Origin of the sequence: Mycetohabitans sp. B2, assembly GCF_021733735.1 — a bacterium.
In the GTDB taxonomy this organism is placed as follows: domain Bacteria; phylum Pseudomonadota; class Gammaproteobacteria; order Burkholderiales; family Burkholderiaceae; genus Mycetohabitans; species Mycetohabitans rhizoxinica.
Window position 1 is genome coordinate 172,562 of the sequence record NZ_JAHKSP010000047.1, and the last position, 26,089, is coordinate 198,650.

Annotated in this window: 21 protein-coding genes, 2 pseudogenes and 1 riboswitch; of the genes and pseudogenes, 17 read left to right on the forward strand and 6 right to left on the reverse strand. The window is 63.4% G+C overall.

What is annotated here, in order from left to right; genetic code table 11:
* Positions 1 to 4 precede the first annotated feature (4 nt).
* Both KPG66_RS10735 and KPG66_RS10740 read right to left on the reverse strand, forming a co-directional pair.
* Positions 5 to 1,270, reverse strand: a complete 1,266-nt coding sequence (locus KPG66_RS10735) for an Nramp family divalent metal transporter (RefSeq protein WP_237070863.1) — start codon at positions 1,268 to 1,270, stop codon at positions 5 to 7.
* Between the two features lie 74 nt (positions 1,271 to 1,344).
* Positions 1,345 to 1,548: a DUF6723 family protein gene (locus KPG66_RS10740; protein WP_232509368.1), complete on the reverse strand. Its 204-nt coding sequence runs from the start codon at positions 1,546 to 1,548 to the stop codon at positions 1,345 to 1,347.
* Positions 1,549 to 2,089: 541 nt separating this feature from the next.
* Here KPG66_RS10740 and KPG66_RS10745 point away from each other — a divergent pair.
* On the forward strand, positions 2,090 to 2,959 hold the full coding sequence (locus KPG66_RS10745; protein WP_041754472.1) for a manganese catalase family protein: 870 nt from the start codon (positions 2,090 to 2,092) through the stop codon (positions 2,957 to 2,959).
* 170 nt (positions 2,960 to 3,129) lie between these two features.
* A complete protein-coding gene (locus KPG66_RS10750; protein ID WP_237070864.1) occupies positions 3,130 to 3,792 on the forward strand; it encodes a phosphoribosyltransferase in 663 nt (220 codons plus the stop codon).
* A 281-nt stretch (positions 3,793 to 4,073) separates the two neighbouring features.
* On the opposite strand, the gene KPG66_RS10755 is transcribed toward KPG66_RS10750, so the two are convergent.
* Positions 4,074 to 5,492 carry an F-box protein gene (locus KPG66_RS10755; RefSeq protein WP_013436200.1) on the reverse strand — a complete coding sequence of 473 codons (1,419 nt, stop codon included), beginning with the start codon at positions 5,490 to 5,492 and terminating at the stop codon, positions 4,074 to 4,076.
* Positions 5,493 to 5,869: 377 nt separating this feature from the next.
* Here KPG66_RS10755 and KPG66_RS10760 point away from each other — a divergent pair, with 377 nt between their 5' ends.
* From KPG66_RS10760 to KPG66_RS10770, 3 genes are all read left to right on the forward strand, one after another.
* Positions 5,870 to 6,625: a c-type cytochrome gene (locus tag KPG66_RS10760; protein WP_041753823.1), complete on the forward strand. Its 756-nt coding sequence runs from the start codon at positions 5,870 to 5,872 to the stop codon at positions 6,623 to 6,625.
* Complete coding sequence (locus KPG66_RS10765; RefSeq protein ID WP_041753824.1) at positions 6,622 to 7,920, forward strand: c-type cytochrome; 1,299 nt, start codon at positions 6,622 to 6,624, stop codon at positions 7,918 to 7,920. The genes KPG66_RS10760 and KPG66_RS10765 overlap by 4 nt, the downstream gene beginning before the upstream one ends.
* A gap of 189 nt (positions 7,921 to 8,109) precedes the next feature.
* A complete protein-coding gene (locus tag KPG66_RS10770; protein ID WP_041753825.1) occupies positions 8,110 to 9,759 on the forward strand; it encodes a DEAD/DEAH box helicase in 1,650 nt (549 codons plus the stop codon).
* Here the strand turns inward: KPG66_RS10770 and KPG66_RS10775 are convergent.
* Together KPG66_RS10775 and KPG66_RS10780 are read right to left on the reverse strand one after the other, a co-directional pair.
* Positions 9,756 to 10,253 (reverse strand): hypothetical protein, encoded by a 498-nt coding sequence (locus KPG66_RS10775; protein WP_041753826.1) that lies wholly within the window; start codon positions 10,251 to 10,253, stop codon positions 9,756 to 9,758. The genes KPG66_RS10770 and KPG66_RS10775 overlap by 4 nt on opposite strands.
* Positions 10,254 to 10,330: 77 nt before the next feature.
* Positions 10,331 to 11,158: a ferritin-like domain-containing protein gene (locus KPG66_RS10780; protein WP_041754473.1), complete on the reverse strand. Its 828-nt coding sequence runs from the start codon at positions 11,156 to 11,158 to the stop codon at positions 10,331 to 10,333.
* A gap of 265 nt (positions 11,159 to 11,423) precedes the next feature.
* On the opposite strand from KPG66_RS10780, the gene KPG66_RS10785 reads away from it, so the two are divergent.
* The 5 genes and pseudogenes from KPG66_RS10785 (at position 11,424) to ribB (ending at position 17,753) form a co-directional block, all read left to right on the forward strand.
* Positions 11,424 to 12,203, forward strand: coding sequence for a DeoR/GlpR family DNA-binding transcription regulator (locus KPG66_RS10785; protein WP_041753827.1), 780 nt, complete (start codon positions 11,424 to 11,426; stop codon positions 12,201 to 12,203).
* 254 nt (positions 12,204 to 12,457) lie between these two features.
* Positions 12,458 to 12,928 (forward strand): annotated as a pseudogene (locus KPG66_RS10790) (TonB-dependent receptor plug domain-containing protein); the annotation flags it as partial.
* 515 nt (positions 12,929 to 13,443) lie between these two features.
* On the forward strand, positions 13,444 to 15,003 hold the full coding sequence (gene glpD, locus KPG66_RS10795) for a glycerol-3-phosphate dehydrogenase (RefSeq protein WP_237070865.1): 1,560 nt from the start codon (positions 13,444 to 13,446) through the stop codon (positions 15,001 to 15,003).
* 51 nt (positions 15,004 to 15,054) lie between these two features.
* Positions 15,055 to 16,557, forward strand: coding sequence for a glycerol kinase GlpK (gene glpK, locus KPG66_RS10800; protein WP_237070866.1), 1,503 nt, complete (start codon positions 15,055 to 15,057; stop codon positions 16,555 to 16,557).
* Between the two features lie 145 nt (positions 16,558 to 16,702).
* Positions 16,703 to 16,877: riboswitch (FMN riboswitch) on the forward strand.
* Positions 16,878 to 17,009: 132 nt separating this feature from the next.
* Positions 17,010 to 17,753 carry a 3,4-dihydroxy-2-butanone-4-phosphate synthase gene (gene ribB / locus KPG66_RS10805; RefSeq protein WP_083813467.1) on the forward strand — a complete coding sequence of 248 codons (744 nt, stop codon included), beginning with the start codon at positions 17,010 to 17,012 and terminating at the stop codon, positions 17,751 to 17,753.
* Here the strand turns inward: ribB and KPG66_RS10810 are convergent.
* Positions 17,750 to 18,083: pseudogene (locus tag KPG66_RS10810) on the reverse strand (MFS transporter); the annotation flags it as partial. The gene ribB and the pseudogene KPG66_RS10810 overlap by 4 nt on opposite strands.
* A 299-nt stretch (positions 18,084 to 18,382) precedes the next feature.
* Here KPG66_RS10810 and miaB point away from each other — a divergent pair.
* From miaB to glyQ, 7 genes are all read left to right on the forward strand, one after another.
* On the forward strand, positions 18,383 to 19,744 hold the full coding sequence (gene miaB, locus KPG66_RS10815; RefSeq protein ID WP_237070867.1) for a tRNA (N6-isopentenyl adenosine(37)-C2)-methylthiotransferase MiaB: 1,362 nt from the start codon (positions 18,383 to 18,385) through the stop codon (positions 19,742 to 19,744).
* Between the two features lie 22 nt (positions 19,745 to 19,766).
* Positions 19,767 to 20,915 (forward strand): PhoH family protein, encoded by a 1,149-nt coding sequence (locus KPG66_RS10820; protein WP_013436216.1) that lies wholly within the window; start codon positions 19,767 to 19,769, stop codon positions 20,913 to 20,915.
* On the forward strand, positions 20,912 to 21,385 hold the full coding sequence (gene ybeY, locus KPG66_RS10825; protein WP_013436217.1) for an rRNA maturation RNase YbeY: 474 nt from the start codon (positions 20,912 to 20,914) through the stop codon (positions 21,383 to 21,385). Before KPG66_RS10820 ends, ybeY begins: the two co-directional genes overlap by 4 nt.
* A 21-nt stretch (positions 21,386 to 21,406) precedes the next feature.
* Complete coding sequence (locus KPG66_RS10830; RefSeq protein WP_237070868.1) at positions 21,407 to 22,201, forward strand: gamma-glutamylcyclotransferase; 795 nt, start codon at positions 21,407 to 21,409, stop codon at positions 22,199 to 22,201.
* Positions 22,202 to 22,253: 52 nt separating this feature from the next.
* Complete coding sequence (locus KPG66_RS10835) at positions 22,254 to 23,144, forward strand: HlyC/CorC family transporter (RefSeq protein ID WP_041753829.1); 891 nt, start codon at positions 22,254 to 22,256, stop codon at positions 23,142 to 23,144.
* A gap of 41 nt (positions 23,145 to 23,185) precedes the next feature.
* Positions 23,186 to 24,832 carry an apolipoprotein N-acyltransferase gene (gene lnt / locus KPG66_RS10840; RefSeq protein ID WP_237070869.1) on the forward strand — a complete coding sequence of 549 codons (1,647 nt, stop codon included), beginning with the start codon at positions 23,186 to 23,188 and terminating at the stop codon, positions 24,830 to 24,832.
* 232 nt (positions 24,833 to 25,064) lie between these two features.
* Positions 25,065 to 26,078: a glycine--tRNA ligase subunit alpha gene (glyQ, locus tag KPG66_RS10845; protein ID WP_237070870.1), complete on the forward strand. Its 1,014-nt coding sequence runs from the start codon at positions 25,065 to 25,067 to the stop codon at positions 26,076 to 26,078.
* Positions 26,079 to 26,089 lie beyond the last annotated feature (11 nt).

The following is a 26,089-nucleotide window of genomic DNA, read 5'->3' on the forward strand; positions in this document are numbered from 1 at the left end:
GTGGCTAGCGCAGTGTATCGACGATCAGCGCGACGTTCAGGCCAATCACCAATACTGTGGCCACCGTCGATAATCCGGCAAGCCACGGACCGAGCCGATAGCGACCCATCACGTCGCGATGACGACATAACCAGACCAGCGCGATCATCGGCACCGGCACCGTGAGACTCAATACCACCTGGCTGATGATCAGAGCGCGGGTCGCATCGACACCGGCGGCGACCACTAGGAACGCAGGCAGCATCGTCACCAAGCGACGTACGACGACGGGAATGCGAAAACCGACAAAGCCCTGCATGATCATCTGTCCCGCCATCGTGCCGACCACCGAGCTCGACAAGCCCGACGCAATTAACGACACGATGAACAACGCCGAGGCCGCGGTACCGAATAACGGCGTCAACGTCCGGTACGCCTGCTCAATCTCGGCGACGTGTGCATGGTCGGGGTGGAATGCGCCGGCGGCCATCACCACCATGGCCATGTTGACCAATCCCGCCACGCTCAGCGCGACGAGCACCTCGATCCGGCTGTAGCGCAGTAGCGTGCGACGATCCGCGTCGCTTCGCGCGACGACGCGCTCGCCGGTCAATCCTGAATGCAGGAAGAGTGCATGCGGCATGACTGTCGCGCCGACGATGCCGACCGCGATGGTCAAGGCCGCATGGTCCGGTATCGACGGATGGAGCGCACCGTGCCCGAGCGCGCGCCAATCAATCGGCACGATGAACAGCTGCGCGACGTAGGCCAATGCGATGATACCGACCAAGGCGCCGATCGCCAATTCCAGCGGCCGAAAACCGTGCCGCTGGAACATCAGCATCAGGTACGTGAGCACGCCAACGATCACCATGGCGGCAAGCAGCGGGATGTGAAACAGTAACGCCACGCCGATGGCCCCGCCGATGAACTCGGCCAGATCCGTGGCCATCGCTGCGAGTTCGCTGGCCACCCACATCGACAAGGTCACCGGCTTGCGCAGACGCGCCCGGCACAACTGAGCCAGACTGCATCCGGTCACGATCCCGAGCCGCGCTGACAAGCCTTGGAAGAGCATCGCAACGAGGCTGGCAAACAGCACCACCCATAGCAACTGATAGCCGTATCCGGCGCCGGCCTGGATATTGGTCGCGAAGTTGCCCGGGTCCGTGTAGGCGACCGACACCACCACGGCCGGTCCGGCCAACGGCAGCAGGATGCGCACGCCGCGTCGGCGGCCGTCCAGTACCTGTCTGACTTGTTGCGCGGTTTGCTCGCTGGAAATCGCCATGAATTTGCACATCTCCGTCGGATTGAACGCATCGGCGCCGGCCCGTGCAACGCCCTTGCGGCGACGCTGCGGCGTCACCGCTCTGGGTTGCGGCGGTCGTCGGCCACGACCTTGCGACCGTATTCGAGCGCCGCCGCACGCGCCTGCTCAATCGTGTCGAACGGGCCAATCTCGGGAGCGCCCGGAAATGGGAAGATCACGCGGCGATCGGCCTGTCGCACGACCTTCAGCATACCGATAAAACGGCCGTCCACGCCGGGCTTGGCGGTGACGAGCACCTTGAATCCTTCACTCCAGGGCGCTTCCGCGCCGGGCTGCTGCCCCCCGGCTTGGGGTGTGTTGTACTGCACGGTCCTCTCCTGTCGAGTCGGTTCCCTACGCCAACGCCGTGCAGTGTCCATGCATCGGCTGCCGCCGTGCCCTCGAAACAAGGCACCGGCTTCATCTACCAGGCGCCGCCGTTAGCCGTCAGCAGGGTTCGTTCCCGGCGGTGAACCACGTCAATTTGCAGGGTTGCGCGAGCACAGGTCAGCCGCGCCGACACACGCGATACATTTAGCCGCGATACGTTTAGTACACGATATCCGCCGGTACGAGCAGCACCGCTAGTGCGCGAACGCGCCACCGACGACGCTACACCGACATTCGCATATGCCTTCTACGGAACCCGCGGGCAACGTCGCTAAAGCAATATTAGTGCCATAGATCGGTTTCGCGCTGCGTTGGCAGGAACGCGTGTTGCGCAAGCAAATTGGCGGCCGACGCTACGCGTACGGCCTTGGCGAGCACCGCGACACCTTTCACGTCACAGGAGGCTTCATGTTCGTCCACAACAAACGATTGCAATACACCGTGCGGGTCAATGGCACGGACCCCGGCCTGGCCAACCTGTTGCTGGAGCAGTTCGGTGGCCCACAAGGCGAATTGGCCGCAGCAATGCGTTATTTCACGCAGGCCATCAGCGAGGAAGATCCCGGTCGCAAGGACATGCTGTTCGATATTGCGACGGAAGAACTCAGTCATCTGGAGATCATCGGGTCCATCGTCGCAATGCTCAACCGTGGAGCGAAGGGCGAGTTGGCCGAGGCGGTCGATGAGCAAGCCGAGCTTTATCGCAAACTCAATGGTGCCGGCAATGACAGCCACGTGACACAATTGCTGTACGGCGCCGGCACACCGCTGACAAATTCGGCCGGCGTACCATGGAGCGCTGCATACATCGATACGATCGGCGAGCCGACTGCCGACCTGCGCTCGAATATCGCCGCTGAGGCCAGGGCCAAGATCATCTATGAGCGGCTGATCAATGTCACCGACGACCCCGGCGTGCGAGACACGCTCGGCTTTTTGATGACCCGTGAGGTCTCTCACCAGAAATCCTTCGAAAAAGCGCTTTATTCGATTACGTCGAATTTCCCGCCGGGCAAGTTGCCGCCCGTGCCAGAATATGCGAGCAGTTATTTCAGGATGTCGACCGGCGTAGCACCCGTACGCGGCCCCTGGAATGAGGGCGGCGATCTGAATCTCGTCGAGAATCCGCCGGTACCGGTCGATGGCGGTGACGGCCAGGCGAGCGTGACACTGCAACCGGATGAGGATGCCGCGCTGAACGCGATGAAGCAGCGGCTCAGGTCGGACCCGGTCGCAGACCCGCCCACTGGCGCGGAGCTGGGAATGGGCAAACAGTGACAGTGATGCGCGACGTGCAGCGTGGTTGCCGCAACCGCGCAAACGCCGGGCTTGAGCACGCGCTCCGGTGACCAGCGTTAGCAACCTTATTCGCGGCATGTGCAACCCGTGCCGCGGGCACACGTCGTGCTGCGTGCTGACGACAATGCAAACCCCGGTTTTCCTACACGATGTCCACGCTTTTGCCTTTCCCAAACCGCCGCGCGGCGGGCAGCGCACTGGCCGGCGCGCTGACCCGCTACCGGGATTGCGCGCCGCTGGTCGTCGGCTTGCCGCGCGGCGGCGTACCGGTGGCATTCGAGGTCGCCCGCGCGCTGGGCGGCAGCCTTGACGTGCTGCTGGTACGCAAGCTCGGCGCGCCGCACCAGCCGGAACTCGCGCTAGGCTCGATCGTCGAGGGTGATCCACCACAAGTGGTCTGGAACGAGGACATCGTTATGGCACTGCGCCCCGGCGATGACTATCTCATCGGCGAGCAGCATCGTCAGCAGCAGGAACTGGTGCGGCGCCGCGCACAGTACCGGCGCGGCGCCCCACCGGTGCCAGCCGCGCACCGCACGATCATTGTCGTCGATGACGGCGTGGCCACGGGAAGCACAATGAAGGTCGCGCTACTCGCGTTGCGCAATGCCGGCGCAGCCAAGCTTGTCGCCGCATCACCCGTGGCGCCGCGTGAAGTCTGGACGCACGTGGCGCAATGGGCGGACGATAACGCGTGTCTTGCTCAACTGGATGCATTCGGCGCGGTGGGGCAGTATTACGCGGATTTTGCGCAGACCAGCGATGACGAAGTCGTCGATCTACTCGCCCGCTCGCGCGGCGACGGCGGATAACGACGCGGCAGGCCTGCAGATCGATGCATTAAATCATGGACGCCTTCATCCAAGAGCAGAGCCTAGGCCTCCACTACCACCCGTGCAACGACTTGCTTGGCTCTATTGGTCGAGCACGCCGTGCTTCTTCGACGACGGCATGACCGCGATTGCGCAAGGACCGGGTTGGGCATCACAGGCGACGAGCGGAAAGTGCGCGAAATGGCGCACGTCGGTCACCGCTGGCTAATCCGGTTTGGCGACATGCGAGCGGCAGTCTCGCCAACGGGTAGCGCGCACGCTCAGCGGTCGGTACCGTGCCGCGCGATAAAGTCCAGCAACATGGTACGGTCCGTCTCGCCAAGCCGGTTACGTTCGCAAAATTGGAGAATTTCGTCGACCGCGTCCGCCCATTGCTGCCCGGAAAGCAGGGGGAGCAACTCCCGCTCGGCTAAGTCGTCGAGCACCGCGAACAGTTGCATGCCGTCACCATTGTCGAGCAGCCGTAGTGCCAATTGCCAACCGCGCTTGGATAGCGCTTCCCCTAGTCCGATGCTGCCTTCGAGCAAGCCCAGCGCGACCGCTTCCCGATGCTGGGCCGGTATGCGGTTCACCATGGATTCGAGCAACGCAAACTCGGCTGTATGATGTTGCGGCGGCAGCATCGCCAGCGCAGCCGGCAGGTGCCGCATCGCGTGACCGAGCTGAAGGTCTGGCAACGCCTGCGTCAAGCGCCGCAGATCGGCATAATGCGCGGACATTTGCGGCTCGGGCAGCAACCAGATGACATGGGCCAGCGCGCCAACCGGCATGCCTTGCAGCGATGGCGGCAGCCGCTGCACCCAGTCATACACGAGTCGATGGTATCCGGCCAGCGTGGCCTGTGAATGCACGCCGTTGTCGCAAAAACCGCGCAGCAGTAACGCCAGTTGCGTTAGTAAGCGGGCTTGCGCGGTCGCGTCCAACGATGGCAGCCTGTTCAAGAATACCGAGTATTCGCGCTCGAAATGCTGCGGATCCACGGGCAGACAGCCGAGCGACCATGCGAGCATGGCCCACAATCGGCCTCGGTCGACGTTACTGCGTTCGACGGCCGCGTAAACGAAGTCGTACAACGGCAGCCGGTGCTCCACCGCCAATCCCGGTAATGTCCCGATCACCCCTTCGAGTATCGGCAGCGCCACATGCGTCGGCAGCCGGTTCGCCATCTCGAAGATCCGCTTATATGCGTGCGGCTGATATTGCTGCGGCAACTCCGGTATGCGAGGCCACAGCGCCTGAAGTGGCGCGGCGCGCAGCACCGGTGCGCCGCCGATGTACTCGATTTCGTCCAGCAGTTGATGTGCACGGCTGGAATCGAGTTGCCGGACATTGTCGGCACGCTCGCAGCACAGCCAACTGCGTCGCGAGTCCCATAATGCATAATAGGTATGCCGCGCTACCGTGGACAGGCTTCCAATATCGTCAAATGGCGTATACGTCGCGATCTGGCGCAGGATCTCGGGCGGCAGATCGTCGAGCCTCGTCGCGCGGGCTGCAACGGCAGCGGCGCCGGTGGGCTGTCGCGCGGCACGGTGCGGCACCGACCATGCAGTGCGCGCATCAGGCGCCGACGCGCCCGGCGCGCTGCCGGGTGGCGCGGCGCCTGCGGCGGCAACCTGCTGTGGTTGCACGAAGGCAGCAATTACCGCGTGGTATGCGAGACCAGCATCAAACTCCATGAATTCACCCGTTCCTTCTTGATCTACGCACGGCCACCGGCAGCCGCCTTAGGGTCAAACGTATCGCCGACCCGAATCTTATCTGAAGTAGCCTCGCCGAACGCAACGACAAGCGGCTGCGCACAGGCCACGGTCCGATTCGGGACGGTCACCACCCCATGCGTAGAAAGTGTGGCAAATCGTCGCAATACTGGCCAGAGGACCGAATCGCGGCGCCCGTCGCGACGTCCAGCCAAATGGCCAATATGACCGTTCGGTGATAGAATGACCTGCTGCATTGCAGCACCTTCGCCGCCGCAAATCGGCGCCGCGATTCGGAAGGCGCGCCAAGCCTTCGCCAAAACCACCTGCGTTACCAAATGCGGTCCCCATTATCGATGGAGTTACGCGTGTCTTCTAGACGCCTCTTGCGCCCGCTGCTGGCTGCACTTCTGGCTGCCAGCGCAGGCATTGCCAGCGCTGCCAAAGGGCAAGCGAACCTGCCGCCTCTGAACTCGATGGAAGCCCGCGTCGCCGCGTGCGCCGCATGCCACGGCGACCGTGGTCAGGGCACCGACAACGACTACTTCCCGCGTCTTGCAGGCAAACCCGCTGAGTATCTCTATAACCAGCTGGTCAATTTCCGCGACGGGCACCGCAAGTACCCGCCGATGAACTACCTGGTCACGTACCTTTCCGACGATTACCTGCGCAAGATCGCCGAATATTACTCGAAACAACGGCCGCCGTACCCGGCGCCGGCGCAACCGCGCGTCTCGGCGTCGACGCTGGCGCGCGGCAAGCAGATCGTGCTAAACGGCGATCCGGCACGCAACGTGCCCGCGTGTGCAGCGTGCCACGGCAAGACGCTGACCGGCATGGAGCCGGCGATCCCGGGCCTAGTGGGCCTGCATGCTGACTACATCAGCGCACAGCTTGGCGCGTGGCGCTCCGGCGTGCGCCGCGCGAAGGCGCCGGACTGCATGCACACGGTCGCAACCCGGCTCAGCGACGACGACATCGCTGCGGTCGCCCACTGGCTCTCCATGCAACCCGCACCGGCCAACCCAGTGCCAGCGCCGGCCCGCTCGTCGAAGATGCCGCTGCAATGCGGCAGCGAGCCGCAGTCAGCGACAGGAGACACATCGAGATGAAACGCAAGACTCTTTTTGCGCTGTCGGCCGTTATCGCGGTAGCGGCCGCGGCACTGGTGCCGGTGCTGTGGTCCGGCAGTGACAATATCCACGGCGGCAGCGCGATGGCCGCGAGCCCGGCCGACCAGGCCGCACTGATCAAGCAAGGCGAATATCTGGCGCGCGCTGGCGATTGCATTGCATGCCACACGGTACGCGGCGGTAAGCCCTTCGCCGGCGGCTTGCCAATGGCCACGCCGTTCGGCACGATGTACACGCCGAACATCACACCGGACGAGCAGTACGGGATCGGCAAATGGAGTTCGGACGACTTCTACCGCGCAATGCACACCGGCCGCGGCAAGAACGGCGAGTTACTGTACCCAGGCTTCCCGTTCACCAGTTACACGAAAGTCACGCGCGCGGACTCGGATGCCATCTACGCGTATCTACGCTCGGTGGCGCCCGTTGCCCAGCCCAGCCGCGAGCATGAGTTGCGCTTTCCGTTCAACCAGCGCAACATGCTGATCGGCTGGCGCACGTTGTTCTTCCGCGAGGGCGAATACAAGCCGGATCCGACCAAGTCGGTCGAGTGGAACCGCGGTGCCTACCTAGTCGAGGGGCTGGGCCACTGCGGCATGTGCCACACGTCAATCAACGCGCTGGGTGGCTCGAATCAGTCAGCGGCGTTTGCTGGGGGCTTAATCCCGCTGCAGAACTGGTACGCGCCGTCGCTGACGTCGAACAAGGAAGCGGGCCTGGGCGACTGGGATTTGAAGGACATCTCAGACCTGCTCAAGGTCGGCGTGTCGCAGCGTGGCGCGGTGTTCGGCCCGATGGCTGAAGTCGTGCACAACAGCCTGCAGCACATGACCGACGACGATATCCGAGCAATCTCGACGTATTTAAAGACGATTCCGCAGAAGAAAGAAGCACCGGAGACGATACAACTGGAAACATCTGTCGCGTTCGGCAAGGAACTGTTCGAGCAAGGCAAGCAGATCTACAACGATCAATGCGCGCAGTGCCATGCGGAAAATGGTCTTGGCTATCCGCCGCACTTCCCGCCGCTTGCGAACAACCAGTCGGTGCAGATGCAGTCGGCAGTGAATCCGATCCGCATGGTGCTCAATGGTGGCTATCCGCCGAGCACGCACGCCAATCCTGAGCCGTACGGCATGCCGCCGTTCGCGCACTCGATGTCGGATCAGGAAGTCGCCGCAGTGGTCACGTATCTGCGCATGGCATGGGGCAACAAGGGCACGCCAGTGTCACCGCAGCAGGTCAACGAACTGCGTTCCGCGCCGCTCGACTGATCCCACGCGAATCTCCGATCTCAGGGCGCGGCCGGAACCACGGGCTGCGCCCTTTGTCTTTGTTATCACGCTGTTGTACTTACGCGGGGCATCGCGACAGTCGGCCTGCCCTCGCATCTTCAGACTTTCACTGCACTGGTTCGCGACTGATGCGCGTTGCGCGCCGAACCGGTGACGACACCATCCAACATGTCATTTAATTCTCTCGGCTTGTCCGAACCTCTGGTTCGCGCAGTCAACGAACTCGGCTACACGACGCCGACACCGATCCAGCGGCAAGCCATTCCGGCCGTGCTCGGCGGCGGCGACTTGCTGGCCGGCGCGCAAACCGGCACCGGCAAGACTGCCGGCTTCACGCTGCCGATCCTGGAAAGACTATCCCATTCGCGCGCGACATCGGGCAAAATACCGGTTCGCGCACTGATCCTGACGCCGACACGCGAATTGGCCGCGCAAGTCGAGCAAAGCGTGCGCGAATACGGCAAGTACCTCAAGCTGCGCTCGACGGTCATGTTCGGCGGCGTCGGCATTAACCCGCAAATCGACGCGCTGCGGCGCGGCGTCGATATCGTCGTGGCCACGCCTGGACGATTACTAGATCACCTTCAGCAGCGCACAATCGACTTGAGCAGCCTGCAGATCCTGGTGCTCGACGAGGCTGACCGGATGCTGGATATGGGCTTCATCCACGACATCAAGCGGGTGCTCAAGTATCTGCCTTCACAGCGCCAAAACCTGCTGTTTTCGGCGACGTTCTCCGACGAGATCAAGGCGCTCGCGGACAACCTGCTCGATTCACCAGCGCTAATCGAGGTGGCCCGTCGCAATACCACCGCCGAGACGGTCACCCAAACGATCTATCCGGTCGATCGCGACCGCAAGCGCGAGCTACTCACGCATTTGATCAAGGCGCACAACTGGTTTCAGGTGCTCGTGTTCACGCGCACCAAGCACGGCGCAAACCGGCTCGCCGAACAGTTGACGAAGGATGGCATCAGCGCCCTGGCTATCCACGGCAACAAAAGCCAGGCGGCCCGGACCCGGGCATTGTCAGAATTCAAGGACGGCACGCTGCAAGTGTTAGTCGCTACCGACATCGCAGCGCGCGGCATCGACATCGACCAATTGCCGCACGTGGTGAATTTCGACCTGCCGAATGTTCCGGAAGATTACGTGCACCGTATCGGCCGAACAGGCCGCGCGGGCGCGACGGGCGAGGCCATATCGCTGGTCTGCATCGACGAGCATCAATTGCTGACGGACATTGAACGCCTGATCAAGCGTACGCTGCCGCGCGAAGTCATTGCCGGCTTCGAACCGGATCCCAATGCGAAGCCGGAGCCAATCCAGCGGCGCAGCCAGCCGGCGCGCGGTGCGGGGCCACGCGAACCCCGTCGCGCCGGCATCAAGCCACAGGCTGGCCAAGCGGCGAAACCATCAGCGGCGCCAGCGGCCAAACCCCGCACAGGGACAGTGACTAAGCGAGGGTTAGCGACCAAGTCAGGGGCAGCCGCCAAGTCACAACCGGCGGCGCCAGCCAGGTCGCCGGCAGGAGCAGCCGCCAACGCGCGGCCCGCACAGGCGGGCAAATCCCCGGCGACACACGCTGCGAAACCGGGCGCCGCACCAGCAGGCAAGCGCTCTGGCGCGGCGCCCCAGACCGCGCCAGAGCGACATCGCGAAGCGACCCCTCCCGCGTCGCACGGTGGCCGTGACAAACGAATGGCGCAAGCACAGGATCGTGACGCACGGCAGCCGCGCGCATCCGAATCATCGCCACGGCGCAACGGCGGCCCGGGTGCGCTACTCGGCGGCGGCACCAAGGGCTCATCGCGCTAGTCGTGTGCGAGCATCGACCGGATTTGCGCGTCCCAACGCGCAAGCACGGCAGCGCGCGCGGGCTCAAGCAGCTCGAACGTGACGCCGGTCACGAGTTGCGCATAGTCGACGCGCTGCCATTGTGCCGCCTCCAGCACGGCGTCGAACACGGTCAGCGTCGTCGCGTCCTGCCGGCGCGGCGTGCTCACACCCAGGCGCACCTGATACCACGCGTGCTCGAAAACGAACTCGAGCAGTGCGTTGCCGCCGGCGGTAAGCGCCCGCGCGGTACGGGACTGCGGCCACAGCGCGAACCGCACACCGTGGGAATCAGGCACGACGATTTCGCCCACGCTGAGCAGCGACGTGCAAGGCCAGCGGAGCGGATCGACGGCGATCAATGAGGCCGCAAACGACGCCTTGTCATGCAAATGCGTGCCATCAAACCAGGCGCGCAGCACATCGGGCCACTCATCGAATGTGCCCCGTATCAGCGCGGTCTGCCGATCCGTCATCGTCTTCTCCAAGTCATGAACGACGGCCCGCGCGCAGCGGGCCGCCCGTGATCGTCAACTAAGCGCCGCCGTACTAGCTAGCGAAAGAACACGTGCTGCGTGATCTTGGCCAGCGGATAATGCACGCCGGGTTGGATCTTCGCAGGCAGGTCGAGCGGCTTGAGCAGCATCTTCACGCACATGTCGGCCGACATGTGCCTGCGTACCAGTGTGTTCACGCGCGCCACCTTTTCCCGCATGTAGGCGCTGTTGCGAACCTGCGCAGGATATCTGACCGCAAACACATGTCGCAACGCGATCTCTGAATCTTCGTTCTTGATTTCCATCACGCGGCGCATCAGCGCGCCGAGCACCGCAAGGCGGCCATTACCCTCGATCTGGTTGTACTTCTTGAAAAACCTGAAAAAGTACTTGTAATGCCGCACCTCGTCACTACGAATGTTGTCAGTGATCTGCTTGAGCACCGGCTCGTCTGAGCACTCGTTGATCGCACGATACAACGTGGCCGTACCGGTCTCCACCACACAGCGTGCGACCATTTCCAGCGCCCGGGTCTTTTCGAACTCTTCCAGCGAGCACGTTTTCGAATACTCATCAAAAAAATGTTCAAATGCCAGATCCCAATCGAACTCTGGCCAAACATAATTGATATAGGCCTTCAGCGCGCGGCCGTGCTGCAACTCCTCGTGTTCCCAATGCTGGTTCAGCCAACCGGACACTTCTGGGTCGCCATCGAAGAACGCGCTGAGGTTACTGGTATACAAATCCGAGCCGCTTTCAATAAACGACGCCGCGCATAACAGCAGCAGCAAATCCTCGTTCACAGCGGCGCGCGAACGATCGATCCGCGACAAATCGATATCCTCGATACGCCACGGCAACACAGTTTGAGTGTCGGTTTGCATTTTTTCCTCCGAAGCCTGCGCCCCGGCATGCCTGCGCCCCTGCTCGCAGTCCTTGATCCGGGTATCGGTTCGCGACTTCTGCATGACCTACGTAGTATCGGTTGCAGTTTAACGTGCCGCGCCCGACTCTGCTGACCTGGAACAGACCGGGCATTCGCCCAGGCAGTTCCGATAGCCCGTGTCAAAAAGAACAATCGCTATATATCGTGTGCGGGCCTTTACAATACGCGGAACCGGACCGCTTCGCGACCATGCTGACAAGAACATGACCCCAGACCTGCGCATCACGTTGAATGCACGCCAGCAGGAATTGCTCGATTGCGTTCAGCACGAAGGCTTCGTCACTGTCGAGAACCTTGCTGCACGCTTTCACGTCACGCCGCAGACGATCCGGCGCGACGTGAACTGGCTCGCCGAAATGAATTTGCTGCGCCGCCACCATGGCGGAGTCACGTTGCCCACCAGTTCGGAAAACGTGTCGTACACCGCGCGCCAACGCATGTTCCACGAGGAGAAGCGGCGCATCGCCGCACTCGCCGCCAGCCATATTCCAGACCAGGCGTCACTGTTCATCAATCTGGGCACAACGACCGAGGAAGTGGCGCGTGCGCTAAATCGCCATCGCGGCCTGCGCGTGATCACCAACAACTTGAACGTCGCGGCGGTCATGAGCGGCTATGCCGAATGCGAGGTGCTCGTCACCGGTGGCATCGTCCGTCCGTGGGACCAGGGCGTGGTCGGCGAGATGGCGATCGATTTCATCCGCCAATTCAAGGTTGACTATGCGTTAATCGGCATCTCGAGCATCGAACTGGACGGCACGCTGCGCGACTTCGATACACGCGAGGTTAGGGTGGCAGAGGCCATTATCGAGCACGCACGCAGCGTGTTCCTGGTGGCGGACCATTCGAAGTTCGGGCGCCCCGCGCTGGTGCGCCTTGGCCATTTGAGCCAGGTCGACGCGCTGTTCACCGACGCGCCGACACCCAGTGAGATGGCAGAGGTCATTCTGGCGGCGAGCACCGACGTTCACGTCGCCGGTTAAACACGGCAACGCGCGCCACAAGCATTTCACGATTGCATGAGCGCCGTCGCCCGGTTTGCTTGTCAATCACTTTCGATGGTGCGCCGCAAGTTGCAACGCTGCAATGCTCGACTAGAATGCAAATTCCCGGGGTTCATGGTGCGCGTGGCCGCCACGCATACCGCGAGCGCCAGGAAGCCTGCCCACCCGGGCCTGTCAGCCGATTCGGCGCCCGTTGCCGAAGGGTTCGCCATGATCGCTGAGCCGGTTCTCTGGAGAACAACGATGCCTATAGTGCGTAGGCCAGCTATTTGTCCGCGCGCGGCCTGCAGATCGATTGGCAAAACGGCTATCGGATCGATGGGATGCCGTTCATCAGCTACGGCATTACACTGCCCTACGAGCAACTGGAGCGCATCGAACTGCAAAAGGGGCTAGCTGGCTTCATGCAGGGCTTCGCCGCCCCCGGCGGGATCGTCAACCACGTCACCAAGAAGCCTACTGACACGCCCGTGCGCAGCGTGGACATCGGCTACGGCTCGGATAACATATGGCGCGAGCATGCCGACTTTGGCAGCCGTTTCGGGCTCGACGAGCGCTTCAGCTACCGCTTCAATGCGACACACGAGGAAGGCAAGACTTATACGGGCGGATCGGTGAACCGCGATACCGTGTCTACGGCACTGGATGCACGGCTAACCCGCGAGATCACATGGAGCTTTGCTGCGCTGTACCAGAAGCGCCGCGCGCGCATGCTTCAGCACGGCACCCGCCTCGCCGCCAGCGCTGCCACGGGCGCGCCCGAGCGTCGAGGACCGTAAACACAGCCACTGGGGCATCATTTCGGTGACGCCCAACTCGCCACGCCAGCGGCTCACATCACCCAGTGGCTGAACACCACCCCAGCGTCGGACACCATCCGGCGGCTGGGCACCATTCCAACGTCGAACATCACCCGGCGGTCAGGCACCCTCCCAGCATCAAACATCACCCGGCGACTGGGCACCCTCCCAGCGTCGAACATCACTCGGCGGCCAAGCACCCTCCCAGCATCAAACATCACGCGGCGGCTAGGCATGTGTGCCGAACATCTCTTCCGTTGCCCGGGCGCCCATCGTTCTGTCACCTATTTTAATTTCTTGATACTTTTAAGTTTATTCGCTAAATTTTCGTTTACGAACATTTAATGTTGTTAAACGCGCATAGGCAAGGACACAGCGCGCGGACCGCGCAGCGGTGCCGTGACATTCGGAGGGATAAGGTGGACAAAACGGATCACTACGATCTACTGGTCGTCGGCGGCGGCATCAATGGCGCGGGCATTGCGCGAGACGCGACAGGGCGTGGACTAAAGGTGCTGCTATGCGAGCAAGACGACCTTGCGGCGCACACGTCCTCGGCCAGCACGAAGCTGATCCATGGCGGGCTGCGCTATCTCGAATACTACGAGTTCGGACTGGTCAGGAAAGCGCTACAAGAGCGCGAAGTTCTGCTACGCGCCGCGCCGCACATCATTCGCCCGTTGCGTTTCGTGATGCCGCACATGCCGCACCTGCGCCCGGCATGGCTAATCCGCGCCGGGCTGTTCTTGTACGACCACCTCGCCCGGCGCGAGATGCTACCCGGCTCAGAAGGCATCGACTTGCGCACCCATCCGTGCGGCACGCCGCTGGTGGACTCGATCACGCGCGGCTTCGTCTATTCGGACGGCTGGGTCGACGATGCGCGCCTGGTCGTGCTCAACGCGCTCGACGCGCAGCTTCGCGGCGCGACAATCTTAACGCGCACGCGGCTGGTGAGCGCACAGCGCAGCGGCTCGTCGTGGGACGCGCAACTGCGTTCACGCGACGGACGGCTGCAACAGGTTCGCGCGCGCGCCATCGCCAATGCCGCGGGTCCGTGGGTCGGCGAGTTGCTGACCGACACGTTGAAGCTGGGCGCGCAGCATCGTGTCCGACTCGTCAAGGGCAGTCACATCGTTACACGCAAGCTGTTCGATCATGATTTCGCGTATATCTTCCAGAACCCCGACAAGCGCATCATCTTCGCGATTCCCTATCAGAAAGACTTTACGCTGATCGGCACGACCGACGTCGAATACCATGACGACGCCTCGCGCGTGCAGATCGACGAGAGCGAAGTCGCGTACCTGTGCGAATCGGTGAACCGCTATTTCAAGCGCTCGATCGCGCGTACCGACGTGGTATGGACGTACGCGGGGGTTCGCCCGCTACTGGAGAACGACGAAAGCGCCGCTGCGTCGGCAGTCACGCGCGACTACCGCTTGGACCTGGACATGCCCCCGGGGCAGGCGCCGATCCTATCGGTGTTCGGTGGCAAGATCACGACGTTCCGCAAGCTCGCCGAAGAAGCGCTGGACCGCCTCAGCGGGCCGCTGGCAATCACGCAACCGGCCTGGACTCACGATGCGCCCCTGCCCGGCGGCGATATCGCCGGCTCGAACTTTGCGGCGTTCGCCGAGCAATTCGCGGCGCGTCATCGGTGGCTGCCCGACTCGCTTGCACTGCGCTACGCGCACGCGTATGGCACGCGCGTCGAGCGGTTGCTGCGCGGCGCGAAAGGGCTGTCCGACCTGGGCGCGGAAATTGCACCTGGCTTGTATGAAGCCGAATTGCGCTACTTGCGTGACGAGGAATGGGCGTGCAGCGCGGACGACGTGCTGTGGCGCCGCTCCAAAGTTGGCTTACGACTGGACGCCCAGGCAGTAGGCAACGTGCGGGCCTGGTTCGAGCGATTCGGCGGCGATGCGCATGCCGCTGCCGAACCCAATGCGCGCCTCGCCCGCGCGGTTCACGTGTAACCTGGCCAGCGGCCTGGCGCCGCGGGCAATAGAAAGCTCGAGGAGACGCCAATGACCGACCGCTACCTTCTTGCACTCGACCAGGGCACCACCAGTTCGCGCGCGATTGTGTTCGATCACGGCGGACATGTCGTGTCCGTATCGCAGAAGGAATTCCGCCAGATCTATCCGCAGCCGGGCTGGGTCGAGCACGATCCGCGCGAAATGTGGTCGACCCAGGCCGGCGTCGCCGCCGAAGCCGTGGTCGGAGCTGGGCTCAGTGCCGCGTCGATCGCCGCGATCGGCATCACAAATCAACGCGAAACCACGATCGTCTGGGACCGCGATACTGGCGAGCCGGTCTACAATGCGATCGTGTGGCAGGATCGCCGCACCGCCGGCTTGTGCAACGAGCTGAAGGCGCGCGGCCTGGAAACGACGGTGCGCGAAAAGACCGGCCTGCCGATCGATGCTTATTTTTCCGCCACCAAGATCCGCTGGATCCTGGACCATGTCGATGGCGCACGCGCCAAGGCGGCGCAGGGCAAGCTCGCCTTCGGCACCGTCGACAGTTGGCTGATGTGGAACCTGAGCGCACGCCAGTTGCACGTGACAGACGCAACCAACGCGTCACGCACGATGCTGTTCAATATCCATACGCTGCAGTGGGACGATGCGCTGCTAGCGCTGTTCGACATCCCTCGCTCGATGCTGCCCGAGGTGTACCAGTCCTCGCAAATCTACGCCGACACACAGACAAGCCTGTTTAACGCAACCATTCCGCTCGCCGGTGTGGCCGGCGATCAGCACGCCGCGCTGTTCGGCCAGATGTGCACGGGTGCCGGCATGGTCAAGAACACCTACGGCACCGGCTGCTTCCTAGTGATGAACACGGGCGAGCAGCCAATCGAATCGCGCAACAACCTTGTGACCACGATCGCATGGCAGATCGGCAACCAGGTAACGTACGCGCTGGAAGGGAGTATTTTCATCGCCGGGGCACTCGTACAATGGCTGCGCGATGAACTGGGCATCATCCGGCACGCACGGGACATCGAAGCGCTGGCGCGCTCGGTCGAGCATACGGACGGCGTGACCATCGTGCCCGCTTTCGCCGGGCTGGGTGCACCGCACTGGAACGCCAACGCGCGGGGCACCGTGTTCGGCATCACGCGCGGCACGCAGGCCGGCCATCTTGCCCGGGCGGCCCTTGAAGCGATCGCGTACCAGTCGATCGACGTGGTCCGCGCGATGGAAGCAGACGCTGGACTGCGCATCGGCGAGCTTCGCGTGGACGGGGGCGCGGTGGAAAACAACCTGCTAATGCAGATCCAAGCCGACCTGCTCGGCGTGGACGTGGTCCGGCCTCAAATCCAGGAAACAACCGCGTTGGGTGCCGCCTATCTGGCCGGACTCGCGGTCGGTTACTGGAACGATATTGCTGAGCTACAGCAGCAATGGCAAATGGACCGGCGTTTCGTGCGCCACGCACGCGCCGAGGACGTCGAACGGGGGCTGGCAGCGTGGCATCGCGCGATTCGTGCCGCGAAGGCGTGGGCCGATGCAGCGTCATGAACCGCACTGTGTTGGCAAATCCCGCTGTCCTTGCATGTCGAGCAAACGCATGGCTGCCGCCTCGCGCGCGGCACAACGCCGCGGGTTGTTGTATGCTCCCGGATGCCGCTCGTGCGTCATCGAACCGATGCGCGGTGGCACGTCAATGCGTCTTCAGGGCGGGGTGAAAGTCCCCACCGGCGGTATGCCGCGCACCGGTCCTTCGGCCGGCGCGCGACGAGCCCGCGAGCGCCGATGCGTCGTGCAAACGCCGCGTCGGGTCAGCAGATCTGGTGCGATGCCAGAGCCGACGGTCATAGTCCGGATGAGAGAAGATGTGAGGGCACGACGCCGACAGCGCGCACACGGCCAGTTCGCCGTGCGGGCAGCTGCCCGTGTCGGTCTTCCTTCGGTTGTCTCTTGCCAGCCGTTGCCCTGAAACGTTTTTCGCCCAACCTTGCGAGGAGCGTTTCATGTCGAAACCCACACCGTTGTTCGAGCCGCCGACAGGCTCGGTTCTGTACCCCCGTTATCACGCCGATCCACACGCGATCCCGTCGCGCATCGCCGCCGCGTTGCAGGCGATGCGCGACGGGCGTCCTGTCGTGCTGCAGGATGACTTCAATCGCGAGAACGAGGCCGACCTGGTCATCGCGGCCGAAAAGCTTACGATCGAGACGATGGCGCTGTTGATCCGCGAATGCAGCGGCATCGTGTGCCTGTGCCTGCCGGATACGAAGATTCGCCAGCTTGCGCTGCCGCAGATGGTGTCGGCCAACCAAAGCCGCCACGGCACCGCATTCACCGTATCGATCGAAGCACGTGACGGCGTGAGCACCGGCGTCTCGGCGGCCGACCGGCTGACCACGATTCGCGCGGCCATCGCGGACCAGGCCAAGCCGACCGACATCGTTCGTCCGGGGCACGTGTTTCCGTTGCGTGCGCAACCCGGCGGCGTGCTCGCACGCCGTGGCCACACCGAAGGAACGGTCGACTTATGCTGGCTGGCCGGGCTGAAACCGGCCGGCGTGCTGTGCGAACTCATGAATCCAGACGGCACGATGATGCGCGGTGACGATGTCGAGCGTTTCGCCACGCAGCATCGGCTGCCGATGCTGACAATCGAGGAATTGGTCGATTTCCGGCGCGCACTGGAGCGGCCGGGCACCGGCGCGTCGATCCCAATGTCCGCAGCGCTTAGCTCGAGCACCTGCTAGCCGGCGCGACCGGGCGCCGCGCCGTCGCACGTGCGCGCGCGGCCAGTACGCGCGGCGTGGTGCTTGACGCCGGCGGCGAGCAGCGTCACCGCGAGCGCCACCAGTGCAACGGCTGCGGCGGTCCACGGCAGCGCGATCAAAACCGCTGCCGTGGATGACCACCCCACCACCAAGCCATGCCACACCCGCATTGCCGAGGCTGCACGCCCCGATATTGAGTGTGGAGGCGAGATTCAGCGCCACGTGCGCCTTCTCGACCACGCGCATTTGCAGCGACAGCACAGTGGCAAAAGCGACGATACTCCACGCGAATACTGTCGTGACCGCTGCCAGAGCAACGGCAGCGTGGCTATGACATCGCGTACAAGTCGATCTGGGACATTGCCAGCGACATGTGCGCGGGCCCCGCCTGCGAATCGTGATGCCTGGCATGGCACGGTTATCTGGCGCCGCTGAACGCGGTCGCCCACCGCACGCAACAGGTACTTACCGCCGCGGCTGCGCTTGCTGCTCGACTTTCTAGTGGATCGTTTTGCCCACACCTTCGCCAACATGAGGGATGTCACCAGCTAGGCGTATAATTCTGGCTTTCCCCCGCCCCCAGATAAACGACTGCGAACGGCGACACTATGCCTAAAAAAGTCTACATAAAGACTTTTGGCTGCCAAATGAACGAGTACGATTCCGACAAGATGGTCGACGTGCTTGGCGCGGCTGAAGGTCTTATCAAAACCGACTCCCCGGAAGACGCGGACGTCATCCTGTTCAACACCTGCTCGATTCGCGAAAAGGCGCAGGAAAAGGTCTTTTCCGACCTGGGCCGGGTGCGCGAACTCAAGCAGGTGCGCCCCGACCTGCTGATCGGCGTCGGTGGCTGCGTCGCCAGCCAGGAAGGCGCGGCGATTGTCGCGCGCGCGCCCTACGTCGATCTCGTGTTCGGCCCGCAGACGCTGCATCGGCTACCCGCGATGATCGATGCGCGGCGCGCGAGCGGCCACGCGCAAGTCGACATCTCGTTCCCGGAGATCGAGAAATTCGACAATCTACCGCCGCCGCGCGTCGAAGGCCCCACCGCGTTCGTCTCGATCATGGAAGGCTGCAGCAAGTACTGTAGCTATTGCGTCGTGCCGTACACGCGCGGTGAAGAAGTATCCCGCCCGCTGGACGACGTGCTAACTGAGGTGGCTGGCCTGGCGGACCAGGGCGTGCGCGAGGTCACGCTGCTCGGGCAGAACGTGAACGCCTATCGGGGCGCGATCAGCGCCGGCGCCGCCGAGATCGCGGATTTCTCGACGCTGATCGAGTACGTCGCGGAGATTCCGGGGATCGAGCGGATCCGCTACACAACGTCGCACCCGAAGGAATTCTCGCAACGGCTGATCGATACGTACCAAAGCGTGCCCAAGCTGGTGAGCCACCTGCACCTGCCGGTACAGCACGGCTCGGACCGAATCCTGATGGCGATGAAGCGCGGCTATACGGTCCTCGAATATAAGTCGATCGTGCGACGGCTGCGCGCGATCCGGCCGCAGCTCTCGTTATCGACCGACTTTATCGTCGGTTTCCCCGGTGAGACCGACGACGACCATGCCAAGACGATGAAGCTAATCGACGAAGTGCAATACGACACCAGCTTCTCATTCATTTTCAGTCCGCGCCCCGGCACGCCGGCCGCGACCCTGCATGATGACACGCCGCGCGACGTGAAGCTTGCGCGGCTTCAGCAATTGCAGGCCGCAATCGAAGCGCACGCGGCAAAGATTAGCGAATCGATGGTCGGCACCGTGCAGCGCATCCTGGTCGAGCGCTCGGCCCGCAAGGATCCGAACGAGTTAGCCGGACGCACTGAAAACAACCGCGTGGTGAACTTCCCGGCGCCGCAGGCTCCGCACGCCCGCCTGCTCGGCCAGATGGTCGATGTCGAAATTGTCCACGCCTATCCGCATTCCCTGCGCGGGGAGCTCGCGCTAACGCCGGCAAGCACGCATTGACCGGCGCCCATTCTCACGCATCTTGAAGACACCCCTGCCCACGCTCGAATTCACCGCGCCTCGCGACGACAACACGCGACTGGCGAACCTGTGCGGTCCGCTCGACGAAAACCTGCGCCAGATCGAGCAGGCGCTCGATGTGACACTGTCGCGGCGCGGCCACCGAATCACGGTTCGCGGCCGCGCCGCGAAAGTCGCTCTAACCGCACTGGAGAACTTCTACAATCTCGCGCGCGATCCGCTGTCCGTCGACGATATTCAACTCGCGCTGGTCGAGGCGCGCTACAGTGCCGAGCACCCGGCACGCGCCCCGGGCCACGCCGCCAACCGCGGCAGCGCCCGCGCGGCGGGTGCCGAAGGCGCCGGCCTGCAGCCGGCTGCACGCGCCGACGCGACGCTGGACGAGGCAGCGCCGTTGCGCCTGCGCGGCGATCCCGACCATCCCTTCGACGGATCAGCCGCCGCCGACCTGCCCGACGACGAACGCGGGCCAACGCTGTACACGCGGCGCGCCGACCTGCGCGGACGCACGCCGACGCAGCGCGATTACTTGAAGCAGATCCTGCAGCACGATGTGACGTTCGGGGTCGGACCAGCTGGCACCGGCAAGACGTACCTGGCGGTCGCCTGCGCGGTTGACGCGCTGGAACGAGACCAGGTCAAGCGGATCGTGTTGACGCGTCCGGCAGTCGAGGCGGGCGAGCGGCTCGGCTTCCTGCCCGGCGACCTCGCGCAGAAGGTTGACCCGTACCTGCGCCCGTTGTACGACGCGCTATACGATCTGCTCGGCTTTGATAAGACGGCCAAGATGTTTGAGCGTCAGATGATCGAGATCGCGCCGCTCGCGTACATGCGCGGGCGCACGCTGAATCACGCGTTCATCATCTTGGACGAGGCGCAGAACACCACGCCCGAGCAGATGAAGATGTTCCTCACGCGCATCGGCTTCGGGTCCAAGGCGGTGATCACCGGCGACATCACGCAGATCGACCTGCCACGGGGCAACAAGAGCGGACTGGTGGAGGCACAACAGGTACTGCATAACGTGCGCGGCATCGCACTGACGCATTTCACCAGTGCCGACGTGGTGCGGCATCCGCTGGTCGCACGCATCGTCGAGGCCTACGATGCACACGCCAAGCGCCATCCGGACGGCGCGCATTCGGCATGAACGCGCCCCGTGCTCCGAAGCTCACGCTCAGCGTGCAGTTCCCGGCCAGGGCGTTCGCCGCCCACAAGGCGTTGCTGCCACGCGCCAGGATCGCCGGTTGGGTCCGCGCCGCGCTCTTCGCGCCCGCTGAATTGACGATCCGTTTCGTCGACGAGCAAGAAGGCCGCGCGCTGAACCGTAGCTATCGCGGCAAGGACTACCCAACGAACGTGCTCACGTTCGCGTACGGGGAATCGGACAATGAGCCGGTCAGTGGCGACCTAGTGCTCTGTTGCCCGGTGGTCGAAAGCGAGGCGCGCGAGCAACACAAGCCGTTGGATGCACACTACGCGCACCTGATCGTGCATGGCGTGCTGCACGCGCAGGGTTACGATCACGAGGATGACGAGCAGGCGCGGGAGATGGAGTCGATTGAAACCGATATTCTGGCGCGGCTCGGCTATCCGGACCCGTACGCGCAACAGGGCTGAGCAAGCCAAAGCCTACCGAGAATGATGCAAGACGAACGTGGCGACCACGCCGAACCTGACGAACGCGAGCACGATGCGCCGGCGCCGCCGTGCCCGCGCACACCGGTCGCGCGCACCAGTGCCGTGCCGCCTGAGGCGGTACCGGGTTATCCGCCCACAATCGGCGGCGACGCACGACTGTTGACGGACGCGGAACTGGCGGCATCGATCGAGCATACGCTGGTGCATTGGGACCGGGCGAGCGATTTGTGGCTGTTCGGCTATGGATCGTTGATTTGGAATCCTGGTCTGCCGACAGTTGAATCGTGCCGGGCACGCGTGATGGGCTATCACCGGGGCCTGTATCTGTGGTCGCGGGTGAACCGTGGCACGCCCGAACTGCCCGGCCTGGTGCTCGCGCTAGACCGTGGCGGCTGCTGCCCGGGCATTGCGTTCCGGCTCGATGGGCACAGTGCGATGCCGCACCTGCAGGTGCTGTGGCGGCGTGAAATGTCGATGGGCTCGTACCGTCCCGCGTGGCTGCGCTGCATGCTCGATGACGGGCGCGATGTACGCGCGCTGGCATTCGTGATGCGCCGCGAAGCAGCAACCTATGCTGGCCGCGTGTCGGACGACGTCATGCGTATCGTGCTCGCCCGGGCAAGCGGCCGCTACGGCACCACCCACGACTACGTCGCGCGCACCGTCGAGGCGCTGCGGGCGAACGGCATCCCCGATGTCGCGCTCGAGAAAATGCTTGAGCGCTGCTCGGGCGAGGGCGTGCGGCCAGCCACAACCGCCATCGTGCGCGGCGTCACAGATGCGCATTCCGGTTAGTGTATCCTTTGATTACCTCCATCGCGCGTCCGGTCCCGCGGGACGCTTGAACATGAACGACCCGTATCCCAGTCGGAAAAGTCACTCGAAACATCCAGACAAACCGCGCTCGCTGCTGGAGCGCTTGACCGATCTCATCTCGCCCGAGCCGGAATCCCGTGCGGAGTTGCTCGAAATCCTGCAGGACGCGCACGCACGCAACCTGATCGACGCCGATTCGCTGTCGATGATCGAAGGCGTGTTCCAGGTCGCTGACCTGTGCGCCCGCGACATCATGGTGCCCCGGGCGCAGATGGATGCGATCAACATCGCCGACAGCCCCGATCAGTTCATTCCATTTGTGCTGGAGAAGGCGCACTCGCGCTACCCAGTGTACGATGGCAACCGAGACAACGTGATCGGCATCCTGCTCGCGAAGGACCTGCTGCGCTACTACGCGGAAGAGGAATTCGACGTGCGTGGCATGTTGCGCCCCGCCGTGTTCATCCCCGAGTCCAAACGCCTGAACGTGCTGTTGCACGACTTTCGTGCGAACCACAACCATATTGCGATCGTCGTCGACGAATACGGCGGTGTCGCCGGTTTGATCACCATCGAGGACGTACTCGAGCAGATCGTCGGTGACATCGAGGACGAATATGACTTCGACGAAGAGGAAGGCAACATCATCGCGACGCCGGACGGCCGCTACCGGGTACGTGCGCTGACCGAGATCGAGCAGTTCAATGAGACGTTCGGCACGCACTACTGCGATGACGAGGTCGACACGATCGGCGGCTTGGTCACGCACCGCTTCGGCCGCGTGCCGCACCGTGGCGAAAAAGTGCGCATCGACGATTTCGTGTTTGAGATCCTGCGTGGCGACGCGCGACAGGTCCATATGCTGCTTGCCAAGCACGTGCCAGCCGGCGCGCTCGCGGGCCGCGACCGCGATGATCATTGAGCCCAGGGCAGCACCCACGCACGTCTTTCCTATACCGACAGATGGTCGATAAGCCGATCGCCGATCCCGCGCCGCGCGCTGCCTCGTCTGGTTTCCCGCCGTTGCAACATGCGTCACGCAGCCGTCGTGCGACGGTGCTGCATTTGACGCTGGCAGGCACAATCGGCGCGCTGAATACGCTTGCGTTCGCGCCCACGCCACACGGCGGCTGGCTTGAGTTAGCGATCTTTGCCTGTGCGTTCTGGCTCGTTTCGCGCACCCGCACGCTGCGCGGCGCGTTGCTCACCGGTGGCGCATTCGGTTTCGGTCAATTCGTCAGCGGGGTGTGGTGGTTGTATGTAAGCATGCACTTCTATGGTGACATGCCCGCGCTCATGGCCGGTGCCGCCGTCGTGCTGCTCTCGCTCTATCTAGCCCTTTATCCGGCGTTTTCGGCTGGACTATGGCATTTATGTCGCGCACCGCGCGGGCAATGCGCGATATTTACGCCTAGTTGGCATGCGAGCGTGGCGTTCGCCTGCGCATGGGCATTGGGCGAATGGTTGCGCGGGACCGTCTTCACTGGCTTTCCGTGGCTTGCAAGCGGGTATGCGCAAGTTGACGGTCCGCTAGCCGGCTTCGCGCCGCTCGTCGGCGTCTACGGGGTCGGCTGGGTCCTCGCGCTCGTCGGCGCGTTGTTCATACAGGCAGCCATGCGTATGAGTGGGGCGCGCGTGGCCACGTGGCTCGCGCCCGCCGCCGTCGCTGCGGGGCTGCTCGCTTGCGGCATGCTGCTCGCACGCGTGACGTGGACCCAGTCGAGCGGGCCCGCACTGTCAGTGCGCCTGCTTCAAGGCAACATCGAGCAGAGCATGAAATTCGACCCGGTCGGCATGCATCACGCCATTGCACTGTACCAGCAGCTCATCACGGAAAAGCCGGCCGATCTGGTCGTGACGCCCGAAACCGCAATTCCATTGCCGCTGTATGAAGCGCCGCCCGAGTTCGGCACGGCGGTACGGCGCTTCGTGGACGCCACGCACACGTCGGTCCTGTTCGGTGCTGTCGGCGCAACGATGACCGAAAACGGGCCGAAGGATTTGACCAACGCGCTGTACGGGATCACGCCGGGATCGCCGGTTCTGTACCGGTACGACAAGCATCATTTGGTGCCATTCGGCGAGTTCATCCCGTGGGGCTTCCGATGGTTCGTCGACATGATGAAGATGCCATTGGGCGACTTCTCGCGCGGCGGCTCAATACAGCCGCCGTTCATCGTACACGGGCAGCCGATCGCGCCGAATATCTGCTACGAGGACATTTTCGGCGAAGCACTCGCCCGTACGCTGCGCGGCCAGTCGGAACCCGCCAGTGTGCTGGTCAACTCGACAAACCTCGGTTGGTTCGGCAATACGATCGCACTGGACCAGCACCTGCAGATGGCACGGATGCGCGCGCTCGAGACCGGGCGGCCGATGCTGCGCGCCACCAACACGGGCGCCACCGCGCTGATCGATGCGCACGGCTCGGTCAAGGCCCAATTGCGTCGCTTCACAGTGGGCGCCCTTGACGTACGCGTGCAAGGCCGCAGTGGCATGACGCCCTACATCGTAGCCGGCAATATCACTGTATTGGTCATATCGCTGGTCGGGCTGGCAATCGGGTTGGGGATGGGACGCCGCTCCAGCGCTGGCCGCGCATGCGAATAAAAGCGAAGATCCTAAACTCGCATTACAAAATCTTGTGCGCTCGGATGTGTTGGGATGCGGTCAAGTACTGTATATGGAAGAGGGGCATCATCAACGGCGACCACGGTACGCGGCAAAGCGATCGGTCTCGCGCCCTTTTCCGCTAAAATCTCACCCTTTAGCACTTTTCCTGCCCCGGGGCGGCGGCGTGTGCCGGTGCGCACGACCAGACGCTTCGCCTGAAAGGCATTTCATGCTCACGTTCCAGCAAATCATCCTGACCCTGCAGTCCTACTGGGACAAACAGGGCTGCGCGCTCCTGCAACCGTACGACATGGAAGTCGGCGCGGGCACGTCGCACACCGCGACGTTCCTGCGCGCGATCGGTCCGGAGCCGTGGCGCGCTGCCTATGTGCAGCCGTCGCGGCGCCCCAAGGACGGCCGCTACGGCGAGAATCCCAACCGGATGCAACACTACTACCAGTACCAGGTGGTCCTCAAGCCGGCGCCGGAGAATATCCTGGATTTGTACTTGGGCTCACTACAAGCGCTCGGACTGGATCTGAAGCAAAACGATGTGCGCTTTGTCGAAGATGACTGGGAGAACCCGACGCTGGGCGCTTGGGGTTTGGGGTGGGAAGTGTGGCTCAACGGCATGGAGGTCACGCAGTTCACGTACTTCCAGCAAGTCGGCGGGCTCGATTGCAAGCCGGTGCTCGGCGAGATCACGTACGGCATCGAGCGTCTGGCCATGTATCTCCAGCAGGTCGAGAACGTGTTCGATCTGGTATGGACCGAATGGGAAGAGGACGGCCCGGACGGCAAGGTGCTACGCCGGCTGACCTACGGCGACGTATTTCACCAGAACGAGGTCGAGCAATCGACGTACAACTTCGAGCACTCGAACGCCGAGTTGCTGTTCACGTTCTTCAACGCGTATGAGAGCGAGGCCCGGCGCATTATCGAGCAACGGCTCGCGCTGCCAGCCTACGAGTTGATCCTGAAGGCCGCGCATACGTTCAACCTGCTCGATGCCCGCGGGGCGATCTCCGTGACGGAGCGCGCCGCGTACATTGGCCGCATCCGCGCGCTATCGCGGCTGGTTGCGCAGGCGTACTACGATTCGCGGGAGGCACTTGGCTTCCCGATGCTGGGCGAGGCGGCCGGCGCGCATGCGCGCGGCACCGTCACCGCTGAGCAAGAGGCTGCCCGCCCCGATTGGGTGCCGCCGCTGAAGGTCGAGCGCAAGCTCGAGGACGACGCCTGAGACGACAGAAG